The sequence below is a fragment of the Mycobacterium helveticum genome, assembly GCF_007714205.1.
Classification (GTDB): domain Bacteria; phylum Actinomycetota; class Actinomycetes; order Mycobacteriales; family Mycobacteriaceae; genus Mycobacterium; species Mycobacterium helveticum.
The window spans coordinates 1-13586 of the sequence record NZ_VMQU01000023.1; the positions used below are offsets into that span (position 1 = coordinate 1).

Below are 13586 nucleotides of genomic sequence, written 5' to 3' on the forward strand. Positions count from 1 at the left end.
CATGCTCGTCTGCGGGCCGGTCACCCTCGAGCTCCCATACCACACATGAGGTCATCCACATTCATGGCAATAGAGCCAGATTTTCCACTGCTATAGAGCCTGTTGCCGAAGCGGCGCAGGGCACTGAGGCACTGACATAGCCGGGCTACACACCCTTCCACGTGCCTCACGTGTCGGACACATAAATACGCTGAACAACAAGCACTTTCGAAAAAACAAGTACGGATAGCCTACGCGACGTGATACGCAGCGACCCGGGTCAGCGCGGATCCGGACGATGCGCCATGGGCAACCCGAACGGCAGGTCGGACACGCTCGCCGTTATCTCCAGCAGGCGGTTGTACTTGGCGACGCGTTCTCCGCGTGCAGGGGCGCCCGATTTGATCTGGCCACAACCCGCCGCGACGGCGAGATCCGCGATGAAGGAATCGGTGGTTTCCCCTGATCGGTGCGAAATCATCGCGCCGTAGCCCGCCTCCCGGCACACGGCCAGTGCCTCAAGGGTTTCCGAAACGGTACCGATCTGGTTGACCTTGATCAGGGCGGCGTTGCCGATGCCGGCGCGGACCGCCGAAGCGATCAGGTCGGGATTGGTCACCAGATTGTCGTCCCCGACCAGTTGGACTCTGTCACCCAGCTTCTCGGTCAGCTTTCGCCAACCCGCCGTGTCGTGTTCGTCCATCCCGTCTTCGATACTCCAGACCGGAAACTTCTGAACAATATTGGTGTAACGCTCGATGAGGTCGTCGCTGGACAGAGTTTCGCCGTTGACCCGGTAAAAGCCGTCCCGGTGGAAGCCGTTGGCCGCGGGGTCCAGCGCGATGGCGACGCCCGTGGTCCCGGTGACATAGCCGGCGTCACCGATCGCCTGCACGAGAAGGGCCAAAACATCTTCCGGACAGCCGATCTCAGGCGCGAAGCCACCCTCGTCGCCTAACCCGGTCGCCAGGTTGCGCTCGGCCAACACCGACCGCAACCTGGCGTATACCTCGGCGCCGGCGCGGACCGCCTCCGGCAAGGACGGCGCCCCGATCGGTGCGATCATGAACTCCTGGAAATCCAGGGGATTGCGCGCGTGGGCTCCACCATTGACCACGTTGAAGTGCGGCACCGGCAGCCGCGCCTGCACACCGGCGGGAGTCAGCCACTGCCACAGCGGTCGTCCGGACTGGCGCGCGAACGCCCGGGCAGCAACCATGGAGACGCCGACAATCGCATTGGCACCCAATCGAGACTTATCGGGTGTGCCATCGAGCTGCCGCAGCGCCGAATCGACGTCCTCCAGAGCGGTGAACGGGCGACTGGTCAACGACTCCGCTATCGGCCCGTTGACGTATGCCACGGCGCGGCGCACACCCATACCGTCGTAGCGCGTGTCACCGTCGCGCAACTCGACGGCCTCGCGGCTGCCGGTCGACGCACCAGCGGGTACGCCCGAGCGAAGCCGGCTACCATCCCCCAGCGTTGCCGACACGGCCAGCGTGGGGCGGCCGCGAGAATCGAGGATCTCGATTGCAGATACCGACGAAAATTGGATCGTCACGTTGCGTCCTCCGCGTCACATTGGGATTTCCATGTTGGTCAGTCCGGTATCGATACATGAGTCGCAGGGACCGTTGGCCGCCGATGTGTGACGGACGATTATGGCGAGCCCCACCGCCATGGCCAGTTAGCAGCCTATCGCATAGGCCCGCCGCGGGTAAGATATCCGCAAGGTCATGGGACACTTGGGCGGGGACAGGCGGGCATGTTGGTGACGGTATCGAAAACTGTTGCATAGCAGAGCCTTAGGAGTCGTCGTGGATGAAGAGTGTCTGAAGCTCAGCACGTATCTGGCCGAGCGCCGGCGGACGGACAAGGGTTTCGTCTCCGATGTGCTGCTCGGTCTCTACCAAGAACACCGCGTCGCCAGCAGCGTCCTTTTGCGCGGCGTCGGCGGTTTCGGGACGGGCCGCCACTACCGCTCCGATCAGTCCCTGACCCTCTCGGAGGACCCGCCCGTGCTGATCACGGCGGTGGACAGCAGGCCGGTCATCGAAGGACTGCTCGACGAGGTGCTCGCCGTCCAACAACGCGGGCTGGTCACCCTCGAACGTGCGCGGCTGCTGCGCGGGGAAATCGGGGCGCTCGAACTTGCCGACGGGCTCCACGAGGCCGTCAAATTGACGATCTACCTGGGCCGCAAGGAGCGCGTCTACGGAGTTCCCGCCTACATCGCGATCTGCGACCTGATGCACCGGCGGCACATCGCCGGCGCCTCCGTGTTCCTGGGCGTCGACGGCGTCGCGCACGGGCAACGGCGGCGCGCGCGCTTTTTCGCCGTCAACGCCGACGTGCCCATGATGGTCGTGGTGGTGGGGTCCGGCGAGCTCGTCGGCCGCGTGCTGCCCGAGCTCGGCGGCCTGCTCGAACAGCCGATGATCACGCTGGAGCGGGTTCGGGTATGCAAGCGGGACGGGGCGCTACTGGAACCGCCGCACCCCCTGCCGAAAGCCGACGAGCACGGTCTGCCGCTGTGGCAGAAGCTGTCGGTGTACACCTCCGAATCGGCGCGCCGCGGCGGCGTGCCGATTCACCGCGCGCTGGTGCAGCGGCTGTGGCGGCGCAAAACGCCCGATGGCGCGACGGTTTTGCGCGGTATCTGGGGCTTTCACGGCAATCACCCGCCGCACGGCGACAAGGTGCTCACCCTGGGCCGTCGCGTCCCCGTCGTCACCACCATCATCGACACCCCGGCCAACATCGCCGAATCGTTCGAGGTGGTCGACGAACTGACCCGGGAAGACGGGCTGGTGACCAGTGAAATGGTGCCCGCGTTGGTCTCCGACGAGCGCGACAGCAGTCCGGGCCGGCCGCCGATGGCCGACCACCGCTACTGAGCCGTCGGCTCGGGCGCCTCAGCCGGCGACCGAGGCGTCATAGATCGACTGGATCGCCTTGTCCAGCGTGGCGTCGAACTGCTCGTCGGTCTGGTCGACCGAAAGGCCCTCGGTCAGCGCACGACTGAAGCTGGCGATCAGGCCCGTGTTCTTGGCGAGCAGCTCGTTGGCCTCCTCGCGGGAGTAGCCGCCGGACAGGGCCACCACCCGCATCACCTTCGGATGTTCGATCAGCGGCCGGTAGTAGTTGACCTCGCTGGGCAGGCTCAGCTTGATCATCACGCGCTGCCCGTCGGGCACGGTGTCGAGGTGCCGGGTGATCTCGTCGCGCAGGATCGCCTCCGCCTCCGCCTTGTCCGGGATGGAGATGGTGACCTCGGGTTCCAGGATCGGCACCAGGCCGTGGCCGAGCACCTGGTGGCCCACCTCGAACTGCTGGGCGACCACCGCGGCGATGCCGTCCGCGTTGGCGCCGCCGATCACCGACCGCTCCTTGGTGCCGAAGACGCCCTTGCTCGCGGCGCGCTCCAGCAACGCGTCCAGACCGGGCATCGGCTTCATCAGCTGAACGCCGTCGCAAGCCTCGGCCAGCCCCTTGTCGATCTTGAGGATGGGCACCACGCCCTTGGTCTCCCACAGGTAGGTGGTCGACGGTTTGCCCTCGATGTCGCGGTCCATGGTCTGCTCGAACAGGATCGCCGCCAAGACCCGATCGCCCGTGAAGGCCGGGGAGGTGATGATCCGGGACCGCATCTGATGGATGAGGTCGAACATCTCCTTCTCGGAGGAGTACGCGTCTTCGGAGATGCCGTATTGGCGCAGCGCCTTGGGGGTCGATCCACCGCTTTGGTCGAGCGCCGCGATGAACCCCTTACCCGAGGTCATCCGGTCCGCTTGCTTGTCGTTCGGCATGGAACTCTCCACTCCCTCGTGGTCCCCTGTGACCGTTGCGCAGCTTGAGCCTTGCCCGATCATATTCGGGTCGGTGGACGTCGGAAACAGCCCGGTCACGGTGTGGGCGTCAGCACCTGCCGGGCCTGATACCGCTGACCGCCTTCGTGGTGCCCCAGCATGGCGTCGATGTGCGGCGCCGCGGGACGGCTGTTGCTGCCGATCGGTTGCATCCACAGCATTTCGAGGCGCATGAGGCCGTAGGGGCTTCGGCAGCGCCTACGTCGCCCCCCGATCACCGCGGGAATGGGGAGATGCGGGCCGACGACATCGCCTTGGAAGGTCTGCGTCGCGGCGCTGGAGGACCCGGAGAGCGTCGCCGCGCCGCGGGCATCGGTGTAGCCGCCGTCGCACCGGGCGATTTCGTTGCGCCCCTTGGCTTGTCGCCACGAGTGGGTCAGCGGGTGCGCCGGCCCGGCCGGGTACTGGGATGACAATCCATTGACTCGGCCTGCCGCCGGGAATATCGTCTGTAGTTACGCTACGTCGCGTCGCGTAATATCGCACGACGACAAGGAGAAGCCCTCGTGTTCGACCTGAAAATCATCGGTGGCACCGTCGTGGACGGCACCGGCGCGCAGCGCTATCGCGCGGACATCGGGATCAAGGACGGCAAGATCCTCGACGTCGTGCGCCGCGGGGCCGACGACCCTGAGACGGGCGGCTTACAGACCGCCGAGGCGGCCGAGACCATCGACGCGACGGGTCGTGTGGTGGCTCCCGGCTTCGTCGACATCCACACCCACTACGACGGCCAGGTGAGCTGGGACAGCTCGCTCGAGCCGTCGAGCGGCCACGGCGTGACCACCGTGGTCACCGGAAACTGCGGCGTGGGCTTCGCCCCGGTCCGGCCCGGCCGCGAGCAATGGCTGATCGAGTTGATGGAGGGGGTCGAGGACATCCCCGGCACCGCGCTGACCGAGGGCATCACCTGGGGTTGGGAGAGCTATCCCGAGTACCTCGATGCCATCGGCAAGCAACGCTTCGCGATCGACGTGGGCAGCCAGGTCGCCCACGGCGCCGTCCGCGCCTACGCGATGGGCGAGCGCGGCGCCCGCAACGAGCCGGCCACCCCGGACGACATCGCGGCGATGGGCCGGCTGGTCACCGAGGCGGTCGAGGCCGGCGCGCTCGGGTTCTCCACGTCGCGGACCCTGGGCCACCGCGCGATGGACGGCGAACCCGTGCCGGGCACATTCGCCGCCGAGGAGGAGCTGTTCGGCCTCGGTCGCGCCATGGCGGCCGGCGGGCAGGCGGTGTTCGAGCTGGCGCCGCAGGGCGCGGCGGGAGAGGACATCGTCGGCCCGAAGAAGGAGCTGGAGTGGATGCGCCGGTTGAGCGGCGAGATCGACCGGCCGGTGTCGTTCGCCCTGATCCAGGTGGACGCCGACCCGAAGCTGTGGCGCGAGATGCTGGACCTCTCCGCGGACGCCCACGCGGCGGGCGCCCGGCTCTACCCCCAGGTCGCCGCGCGCCCGTTCGGCATGATGATCGGCTTCCAGGGGCATCACGGCTTCAGCCACCGGCCCACCTACCGCCGGCTGAAGGCCGAGTGCGGCCGCGAGGAACTCGCGGAGCGCCTCGCTGACCCCGCCGTGAAGGCGGCCATCCTGTCCGAGGACGACCTGCCGCTCGACCCCACCCTGCTGTTCGACGGGATGTTCGCCCTGGTGCAGCATTCCCTGGGACGGCTGTACGCGCTGGGCAACCCGCCCGATTACGAGCCCACCCCGGACCGCACCGTCGCCGCGATCGCCGAGGCGCGCGGCGAGGACCCGCTGTCGACGCTGTACGACCTCATGCTCGAGTCGGACGCGACCGCCATGCTGATGCTGCCGCTGTTCAACTACGCCGACGGCAACTGCGACGCGATCCGCGAGATGCTGATGCACCCCGCCGGGGTACTGGGGCTGTCCGACGGCGGCGCCCACTGCGGAATGATCTGCGATGCCTCCTACCCCACGTTCCTGCTGACGCATTGGGCGCGGGACCGTCGCCGCGGCGAGAAGCTGTCGCTGGAGTACGTCATCCGCAAACAGTCCCGCGACACCGCGCACCTGTTCGGTCTCACCGACCGCGGCACGATCGAGCCCGGCAAGAAGGCCGACATCAATGTCATCGACATGGACGCCTTGACGCTGCATCCCGCAGCGATGGCCTTCGACCTGCCCGCCGGTGGCAACCGGATCCTGCAGGGCGCCAGCGGCTACGCCGCGACCATCGTCAGCGGGACGGTGACCCGCCGCAACGACGTCGACACCGGCGCCCGTCCCGGCCGCCTGGTCCGCGGGGCGCGTTAAGGGCCGCGGTGAGCCTGGCCGCCGGCACCCCGGCCCGCAGCCACGACGAGGACGCGATCGGCATCCCGCCGCCATGTCCGACGCTGGTGCCCGCCGAGCGGTACTACTCGCCGCGGTTCGCCGCCCTCGAGGCCGAACGCATGTGGCCGAAGGTGTGGCAGCTCGCCTGCACGGTGGACCACGTTGCCGAGCCGGGCGACTACTTCGAGTACCGCTGCGGCCCCTACGCAGTGCTGATCGTGCGCGGGGACGACGGCGGGTTGCGCGCCTTCCAGAACGCCTGCCGCCATCGCGGCAACGCGCTGTGCGCGGGCTCCGGGCAGGGGCTGCGCGAGATCAAGTGCGGCTACCACGGCTGGACCTGGGACCTGGCCGGGACGCTCAAACGGGTGCCCGGCCGCAAGGGCTTCGGCGTGCTGCGGATGCCGGATTTCCCGCTGGTTCCCGTTCGGGTCGAGGCCTGGGCGGGGCTTGTCTTCGTCAACCTCGACCCCGACGCGATGCCGCTGGCCGACTACCTGGAGGGGGTGCCCGACGACATCGCCTGGTGCGGGCTCGGCGACTTCCGCTGCTATGCCACGCTGACCGTCGAGGTGGACGCCAACTGGAAGACGATCGCCGACGGCTACAGCGAGACGTACCACGTTGCGACGCTGCACCCGGAACTGCTGCGCTGTGTCGACGACGTCCATGCGCCGCAACGCATCTGGGGCCACACCGGCAAGTCCGACCAACCCTACGGCGTGCCGAGCCCGCGCCTTGACGGCGCACTGAGCGACGAGGAGGTGTGGGACGCCTACGTCTACACCCAGGGTGCGCTGATGGGCGCGGCCGAGGGCACGCCGTTTCCCGCCGACGAGCGCCGGCCGGGGCAGACGGTCGCGGACCTGATCGCGGCGCGAACGCGGTCGTTCGCCGCGGGACGCGGGGTCGACCTCGGCTGGGCCGACACCGACCGGATCACCCGACTGCACCAGTACAACGTGTTTCCCAACATGACGTTCCTGACCAACGCGGACCACCTGACCGTCATGTGCTCGCGACCGCGACGCGACGCCGCCTCCGATCCCGACAAGGGCGAGCTCGTGATGTTCTTGATGACGCGGATGGCACCGGGTGCGCCGCGCACCACGCCGGCGGATGTCCGCGTGACGGCTGGGACGGCTGAGCCGGGTGTGGTTCTGACGCAGGACATTCGGGTGCTCCCCGGCGTGCAACGGGGCATGCGTCAGCCGGGCTTCACCCATCTGGTGCTGTCCGGCGAGGAGCGACGCGTGATCAACATGCACCGAAACCTCGAGCGCTACCTCGACCTACCCGAGTCCGAATGCATGCGTTGCGGTACGGCCGACGAAACTCCGCCAACGTAATCGGCGCAGACACTCGGAAAAGTGGTCCGTGACACACTAGACTTCCGGCTGTGACGACCCCGTCGAACCGCTGGGGCGACGAACGCCAGCACCTTTCGCATCAACTCCAGATGCGGTATCGGTCGCTGGGCCGGGTCCGGGCGCGGCGGCTGTCTCAGCAATTCGCGAGCGTCGGCGTCCGGACCGCGCCGGGGCGTCTTCGGGCGATGACGGCCGGGCTGCCCGTCGCTGCCGACGAGGTGACGGACGTCCATTTCGCTTTGATCGCGCTCGAGATGAACCGGGCGACACGCGCCGCCAGGATCAAGCGGCTGAAGCGCCGTGGCTCCCGCTCGTTGCTGCTTGCCGGACTGATTCTCGTGGTCCTGCACTTCCTGCTGTGCGTTGCTTACCTGCTGCTGAACCTGGCCCAACAGGCGACCCCGCTATAACGCCGCCCCGCGGGCACGGCCCTGGCGCGCAACTAGCGTGAGCCGGGCCCTGCGGCGGTTCGCCTCCGACCGCGCGGCCGCCGGCACGCCCGCCGCGGTGTCGCCATCGATGTGCACCGTCCCGCCGGTGCTGCGGTGCTGACGCTGCCAGTCGCTGATCGCCTGCTGCGCAACATGATCGATATAGTCGGCCAGCACACTGACGGTGACCGTGCTCCGTTGCGGCACGGAGGCGAGCACGCGGGTCAGCCGCGGCAGCGCCAGGAACGTGCATGCGCCCTCGACGACCACGTGCCATTCGTCACCCACCGGAGCGGCCTCGATCCTGGCCCGGATCACCCGCCAGCCGGTCAGGGCAATGGCCAGCGCGAGTCCGATCATGACGCCGTGCAGGAGATTGAGGAAGACGACGCTGACGGTGGTCACCACGTACACCGCGAGGTCCCCGTTGCGCAGCGCCGTTTCGATGTGGGCGGGCTTGAGCAACTGGGCGCCGACCACGATGAGCAGGCCGGCCAGCGCGGCCGTGGGAATCTCTTCGACAAGCCCCGCGAACGGGATGGTGAACAGCAGTATCCAGAACCCGTGCATGATCGTCGAGGCGCGTGTCTTCGCGCCGGCGTTGACGTTGGCCGCGCTGCGGACGATGACACCGCTGACCGGCAGCCCGCCGATCGCACCCGCCGCGACGTTGGCCACGCCCAAGCCGATCAGTTCGCGGTCGAAGTCGGTGCGGGGCCCGCTGTGCATCCGGTCGATCGACACCGCGGTGAGCAGGCTCTGAACGCTGGTGACGAGAGCGACGGTGAGCACGCCCATCGCGACCGCGCCCCAGTTGCCGTCGGGCAGTTCGGGCAGTCGGATCGCGTCCAGCACCGATCCCTCCAGCCGGATCCGGGACACCTGGAACGGGAAGACGACCGAGATGACCGTCACCGCGACGATGGCGACCAGCGGGCCCGGGACGCGGCGCAGGCCGGCCGGCGCCCGGTGCCAGCCGACCAGGGCGGCGATCACCAGCACCCCGAGGAGGACGCCGGGCCGGTGCGCGTCGATGATCTGGCCCGGCAGGCCGACGACGTTCTGCCAGGCCGTGCTCTTGGACCTACCACCGAGCAGCACATGCATCTGCTGCATGGCGATGGTGATGCCGATGCCGGCCAACATGGCGTGGACGACGACGGGCGAAATCGCCAGCGCGGCCCGCGCGACGCGACTGAGCCCCAACAGCACCTGCAGAGCACCGGCGGCCGCGGTGATCAAACAGGTTATACCCCAGCCAAATTCGGATATAAGGTCGGCGACGACGACGGTCAGGCCGGCGGCGGGACCACTGACCTGCAACGGCGATCCGCCGAGAAAGCCTGCCACGATCCCCCCGACGATCGCGGCGGTCAGGCCGGCGAGCACCGGTGCACCCGAGGCGATCGCGATCCCCAGCGACAACGGAAGTGCCACCAGGAAGACGACCAACGAGGCCGGGAGGTCGTGGCGGACCACCGCGCGCAGCCGGTCGGTACGTGACGGCGGCGCCGACTCGACGCCCGCGCCGTGGAGCATCCCGGTGCGCTGCATCGACCCCTCCCTGGGTCGTGTCCTGGCGGTGCTGCGGTGCCCGCCGCGTGCCGCGGCCGGTGACACCCGTGTAATCCATTGGAGCCCAAGCGATTAAACATCCGAACGCCGTCGTCCGGGCGGGCCCGGCTCCTACGCTCGAAGTTAGGTTAGGTGGGGGGCCGGGCCTGGTCAACCCGGCAAGCCGGGCCCATATTGAATCCAAATCTTCGGCGCCGCCCCGGCGATGCCGTCGCCGGTACCGCTCAGTCGCGGTCGTGGTGGCACACGGCCTCGAGTTTGAGGCCGAACGGGTCATCCCAGAAGGTCGCGTAGTAATGGCCGGGGTACTGCGGAAAGTCCCGGAAATGTTCGATCACGGTGGCCCCGATCGCGGTGACGTGGTCGTGCACGGCGCGCACCGATGACCGGCGCGGCACGCTGAACGCCAAGTGCTGCAAGCCCGTTCGCTGCGGCGAATACTCCCCGGGCTGGGTGGCCGGGTAGAAGAACAGGTAAGTGCCCGGTTTACCGTCGGCCGGCCGGTAGGAGAATTCGTCGGCGGCGTCGAAGAACGGCTCGAAGCCGACAAGGGGCAGCAGCGCGCCGTAGTAGCGCCTGGCGGCGAGCAGATCAGGCACGTTGACGCCCAGGTGACCCAGCATCGGCTCAGTATCCAACGGCGCCGCGTCAGGCGGGGCCGCGCCCGTCTCCGGCGAGCTTCAGCAGCAGCCGCGTCCCGCCCAGCGGGCTGGCGTGCAGGGAGGCCTCGCCGCCGTGCAATTCGGCCTGTTGCGCCACCAGCGCGAGCCCCAATCCCGAGCCCGAGCGCGACGCCGTCGAGCCGCGGGAGAAGCGCGCGAAGACCGCGGTGCGTTCGTGTTCCGGGACCCCGGTGCCGTCGTCGTCGATCGCGATCTGCACACCCTCGGCGGAACTGGCGACATTGAGCTGGATCTCGGTGGCGCCGCCGTGCTTGACGGCGTTGGCGATGGCGTTGTCGATCACCAGCCGCAGCCCGGTGGGCAGGCCCACCATCAGCACGGTGGGCGAGGGCACCAGCGACACCTCGACGTCGGGGTAGACGCGCAGCGCGTCGTGGGCGGCCCGGTCCAACAGTTCGGTGATGTCGAACGGCACGAAATCGTCGACGGTGGTGAGTTCCCCCTGGGCCAGCCGTTCGAGTGCCGTCAGCGTCGATTCGATGCGGCGCTGGGTTCGGATGACGTCGCTGATCACCTCGTGGCGCTGCTCGGGCGCCAGCTCGAGGGTGGACAACACCTCCAGGTTCGTGCGCATGGCGGTCAGCGGGGTCCGCAGCTCGTGCGAGGCGACGGCGGCGAAGTCGCGAGCCGATTCCAGCGCCGCCCTGGTGCGTTGCTGCTCGTTGCCGATGCGGGCCAGCATCCCCTCGACGGCCTCGGCGATCTCCACGGCCTCCCGCACGCCGCGGACCTGGACCTCGTCCGGGCTGGACTGGGCGTTGATGGCGCGGGCCTGCTGGGCCAGCAACAGGAACGGGTTGACCATGATCAGCGAGATCACCCAGCCGACGAGCACGGTGCCGACGATCACGCTGGCGCAGATCAGCATCACGCGCAGGTGCAGTGCATTGATGCGACGCTGCGCCTCGGCCAACGGGGCCGCGAGCGAGATCGTGGCCGGCCCCGCGGTGAAGGTGCGGACGCGGTACTGCACGCCGTTGATGGTGGTGTTCGCATAGCCGTTGGGCAGCTTGGGCAGGACGATGGCGCTGGGCACGGAGACGGTCACGCCGCCGATGCGCGCGGTGCGGACCAGGTTGCCGTCCGGCGTCGGCCGGTCGGGGCTGCTGAGCTGGGCGTTGTTGAGCAGCGTGTTGATGTCGCCGAGGCTGCTGACCGAATCCAGCCGCCGGTCGAGCTGGCTGTACTGGTCGTTGGTGACGCCGATCCATACCCACGCGGCCAGGGCGACGGCGAACGTGATCACCCCGAGTTGCGCGATGACGACGATGGTGCGCAGGGACAGCACCCGCATCGGCAGCTGCAGATGCCGCAGCATGCGAGAATCCTGCTCCATTATCGGGCCCACACCGCCGGGCCCGGGTCGGGAATCCGGCCGGCGAGCCGAGGGTCGCGCCGCAGCGGGGTGCCAATCATGAGCCAATTATGGTTCACCCGCGCGTCGACCGGTTCCCGACGTACGGGCGGCCCGGTGACGGGCGTCTCACCGCCACCGTTTGCGGCGCCGCGCAGTGAGTGATTACTCTCTCACCATGGCCCTCTCCGGGCGGGACCGCCTGCTGGCCGAGGCGCTGAAACTCTTCGCGGCCAAGGGATACGCGGCGACGTCGGTGGCCGACATCCAGCGGGCATCCGGCCTGGCACCGGGGTCCGGGGCGCTCTACAAGCATTTCGGGTCCAAGCGCGAACTGCTCGAGGCCGCAGTCGCGCACCGCATCGACCGGATCGTCGCCGCGCGCGAGCAGTACGACGCCGGGGAGCCGGGCGGCGTCGAGGCGGCGGTGCGCATCGCCGGCCGGCTGATCTGGGACAACCTGCGCCAGAGCGAGGACCTGCTCAAGGTCATGCTGCGCGAACCCGACGAACTCGGCGACCTCGACGAGAAGACCTGGCAGGTCATCACCGACAACACCTACCAGCGGTTCGCCGACGAACTGGTGGCGTCCAACCGAGCCGGGCGCACCCGCATTCCCGATCCCGAGGCGGCCGCGGCCGTGGCGATCGGGTCGTTGTCCTATGCCGCGACGTTGCAGGCGCTGACCGGTCGCCTGCCCGGAAACATCGATGCACAGCGTTACTTCGAGGCGTGGGTCGGCCAGACGGTCAGCGTCATCACCCAATACCGATACCGTGAGATTCAGGAGTAGAACCGTGGCTTTTTCACTGCAACTCAGCGACGACGTGATCGAGATGCGCGACTGGGTGCACCAGTTCGCCGCCGAAGTGATCCGCCCCGCGGCGGCCGAATGGGACGAGCGCGAGGAAACCCCGTGGCCGGTGATCCAGGAGGCCGCCAAGGTGGGGCTCTACTCGTCGGACTTTTTCGTGCAGCAGGCGACCGAGCCGTCGGGGCTGGGCATGCTCATCGCGTTCGAGGAGACGTTCTGGGGCGATGCCGGTATCGCGTTGTCCTTCATGGGTACCGCGCTGGCCGCGGCGGCGCTGGCCGGCAACGGAACTCCTGAACAGCTGGGCCGCTGGCTGCCCGAGATGTTCGGCACCCCCGAAGAACCCAAGCTCGGCGCGTTCTGCTCGTCGGAGCCCGACGCGGGCTCCGACGTCGGCGGCATCCGCACCCGCGCCCGGTACGACGAGGCATCCCGCGAGTGGGTGCTCAACGGCACCAAGACCTGGGCGACCAATGGCGGTATCGCCAACGTGCACATCGTGGTGGCATCGGTCTATCCCGAGCTCGGCACCCGCGGCCAGGCGACCTTCCTGATCCCGCCGGACACCCAAGGCCTTTCGCAGGGGCAGAAATTCAAGAAGCACGGAATCCGCGCGTCGCACACCGCGGAGGTGGTGCTCGACGACGTCCGTCTGCCCGAGGACGCCATCCTGGGCGGCCGGGCGAAGTTCGAGGAGCGCATCGCCCGGGTCAAGTCCGGTGGGTCCGCGGGCGGGCAGGCGGCGATGAAGACGTTCGAACGCACCCGGCCGGGCGTCGGCGCGATGGCCGTCGGCGTGGCCCGGGCCGCCTATGAGTACGCGCTCGAATACGCCTGCCAGCGTGAGCAATTCGGCCGGAAGATCGGCGAATTCCAGGCGGTGGCTTTCAAGCTGGCCGACATGAAGAGCCGCATCGACGCGGCGCGACTACTGGTGTGGCGGGCCGGTTGGATGGCAAACAACAACCAGGACTTCGATTCGGCCGAGGGCTCGATGGCCAAGCTGGTGGCCAGCGAGACCGCCGTCTATGTCACCGACGAGGCCATCCAGATCCTCGGCGGCAACGGCTACACCCGCGACTACCCCGTCGAGCGGATGCACCGCGACGCGAAGATCTTCACGATCTTCGAGGGAACCAGCGAGATTCAGCGCCTGGTCATCTCGCGGGCGCTGACGGGGCTGTCCATCCGGTAGCCACCGCGCCCCA

At 68.4% G+C, this 13586-nt stretch carries 12 protein-coding genes; 6 read left to right on the forward strand and 6 right to left on the reverse strand.

Annotated features, from left to right (window positions below):
• Nucleotides 1-259 precede the first annotated feature (259 nt).
• On the reverse strand, nucleotides 260-1543 hold the full coding sequence (gene eno, locus FPZ47_RS07600) for a phosphopyruvate hydratase (RefSeq protein WP_144953952.1): 1284 nt from the start codon (nucleotides 1541-1543) through the stop codon (nucleotides 260-262).
• 256 nt (nucleotides 1544-1799) lie between these two features.
• Here eno and FPZ47_RS07605 point away from each other — a divergent pair, with 256 nt between their 5' ends.
• Nucleotides 1800-2879: a DUF190 domain-containing protein gene (locus tag FPZ47_RS07605; RefSeq protein WP_144953955.1), complete on the forward strand. Its 1080-nt coding sequence runs from the start codon at nucleotides 1800-1802 to the stop codon at nucleotides 2877-2879.
• An 18-nt stretch (nucleotides 2880-2897) separates the two neighbouring features.
• Here FPZ47_RS07605 and FPZ47_RS07610 read toward each other — a convergent pair whose 3' ends face one another.
• The gene (locus tag FPZ47_RS07610; RefSeq protein WP_144953958.1) at nucleotides 2898-3791 is read right to left on the reverse strand and encodes a fructose bisphosphate aldolase; all 894 of its coding nucleotides are present in this window, start codon (nucleotides 3789-3791) and stop codon (nucleotides 2898-2900) included.
• 95 nt (nucleotides 3792-3886) lie between these two features.
• Nucleotides 3887-4267 (reverse strand): hypothetical protein, encoded by a 381-nt coding sequence (locus FPZ47_RS07615; protein ID WP_144953961.1) that lies wholly within the window; start codon nucleotides 4265-4267, stop codon nucleotides 3887-3889.
• A 90-nt stretch (nucleotides 4268-4357) separates the two neighbouring features.
• On the opposite strand from FPZ47_RS07615, the gene FPZ47_RS07620 reads away from it, so the two are divergent.
• The 3 genes from FPZ47_RS07620 to FPZ47_RS07630 are packed head-to-tail and all read left to right on the forward strand — an operon-like array spanning nucleotide 4358 to nucleotide 7931.
• Complete coding sequence (locus FPZ47_RS07620; RefSeq protein WP_144953964.1) at nucleotides 4358-6130, forward strand: N-acyl-D-amino-acid deacylase family protein; 1773 nt, start codon at nucleotides 4358-4360, stop codon at nucleotides 6128-6130.
• Nucleotides 6131-6138: 8 nt separating this feature from the next.
• Nucleotides 6139-7500, forward strand: a complete 1362-nt coding sequence (locus FPZ47_RS07625) for an aromatic ring-hydroxylating oxygenase subunit alpha (protein WP_144953967.1) — start codon at nucleotides 6139-6141, stop codon at nucleotides 7498-7500.
• Between the two features lie 50 nt (nucleotides 7501-7550).
• Nucleotides 7551-7931: a hypothetical protein gene (locus tag FPZ47_RS07630; RefSeq protein WP_246133484.1), complete on the forward strand. Its 381-nt coding sequence runs from the start codon at nucleotides 7551-7553 to the stop codon at nucleotides 7929-7931.
• Here the strand turns inward: FPZ47_RS07630 and FPZ47_RS07635 are convergent.
• The 3 genes from FPZ47_RS07635 to FPZ47_RS07645 all read right to left on the reverse strand — a co-directional run bounded on the left by FPZ47_RS07635 (nucleotide 7926) and on the right by FPZ47_RS07645 (nucleotide 11504).
• Nucleotides 7926-9491 (reverse strand): SulP family inorganic anion transporter, encoded by a 1566-nt coding sequence (locus tag FPZ47_RS07635; RefSeq protein WP_168209386.1) that lies wholly within the window; start codon nucleotides 9489-9491, stop codon nucleotides 7926-7928. The two genes, FPZ47_RS07630 and FPZ47_RS07635, sit on opposite strands and share 6 nt — an antisense overlap.
• 260 nt (nucleotides 9492-9751) lie before the next feature.
• On the reverse strand, nucleotides 9752-10150 hold the full coding sequence (locus FPZ47_RS07640; protein ID WP_144953970.1) for a VOC family protein: 399 nt from the start codon (nucleotides 10148-10150) through the stop codon (nucleotides 9752-9754).
• Between the two features lie 25 nt (nucleotides 10151-10175).
• The gene (locus FPZ47_RS07645; RefSeq protein ID WP_168209387.1) at nucleotides 10176-11504 is read right to left on the reverse strand and encodes a sensor histidine kinase; all 1329 of its coding nucleotides are present in this window, start codon (nucleotides 11502-11504) and stop codon (nucleotides 10176-10178) included.
• A 238-nt stretch (nucleotides 11505-11742) separates the two neighbouring features.
• Between FPZ47_RS07645 and FPZ47_RS07650 the strand changes: the two genes are divergently transcribed.
• Together FPZ47_RS07650 and FPZ47_RS07655 are read left to right on the forward strand one after the other, a co-directional pair.
• Nucleotides 11743-12357, forward strand: coding sequence for a TetR/AcrR family transcriptional regulator (locus FPZ47_RS07650; protein WP_144953976.1), 615 nt, complete (start codon nucleotides 11743-11745; stop codon nucleotides 12355-12357).
• A 4-nt stretch (nucleotides 12358-12361) separates the two neighbouring features.
• Entirely contained in the window at nucleotides 12362-13573 is a 1212-nt protein-coding gene (locus tag FPZ47_RS07655; protein WP_144953979.1) for an acyl-CoA dehydrogenase family protein, read from the forward strand.
• Nucleotides 13574-13586 lie beyond the last annotated feature (13 nt).

Excerpts from the sequence above, each read along its gene's own strand:
- FPZ47_RS07610 (WP_144953958.1), bottom strand. The coding sequence starts at position 3,791 with ATGCCGAACGACAAGCAAGCGGACCGGATGACCTCGGGTAAGGGGTTC.
- FPZ47_RS07635 (WP_168209386.1), bottom strand. The coding sequence starts at position 9,491 with ATGCTCCACGGCGCGGGCGTCGAGTCGGCGCCGCCGTCACGTACCGAC.
- FPZ47_RS07640 (WP_144953970.1), bottom strand. The coding sequence starts at position 10,150 with ATGCTGGGTCACCTGGGCGTCAACGTGCCTGATCTGCTCGCCGCCAGG.
- FPZ47_RS07645 (WP_168209387.1), bottom strand. The coding sequence starts at position 11,504 with ATGCGGGTGCTGTCCCTGCGCACCATCGTCGTCATCGCGCAACTCGGG.
- FPZ47_RS07650 (WP_144953976.1), top strand. The coding sequence starts at position 11,743 with ATGGCCCTCTCCGGGCGGGACCGCCTGCTGGCCGAGGCGCTGAAACTC.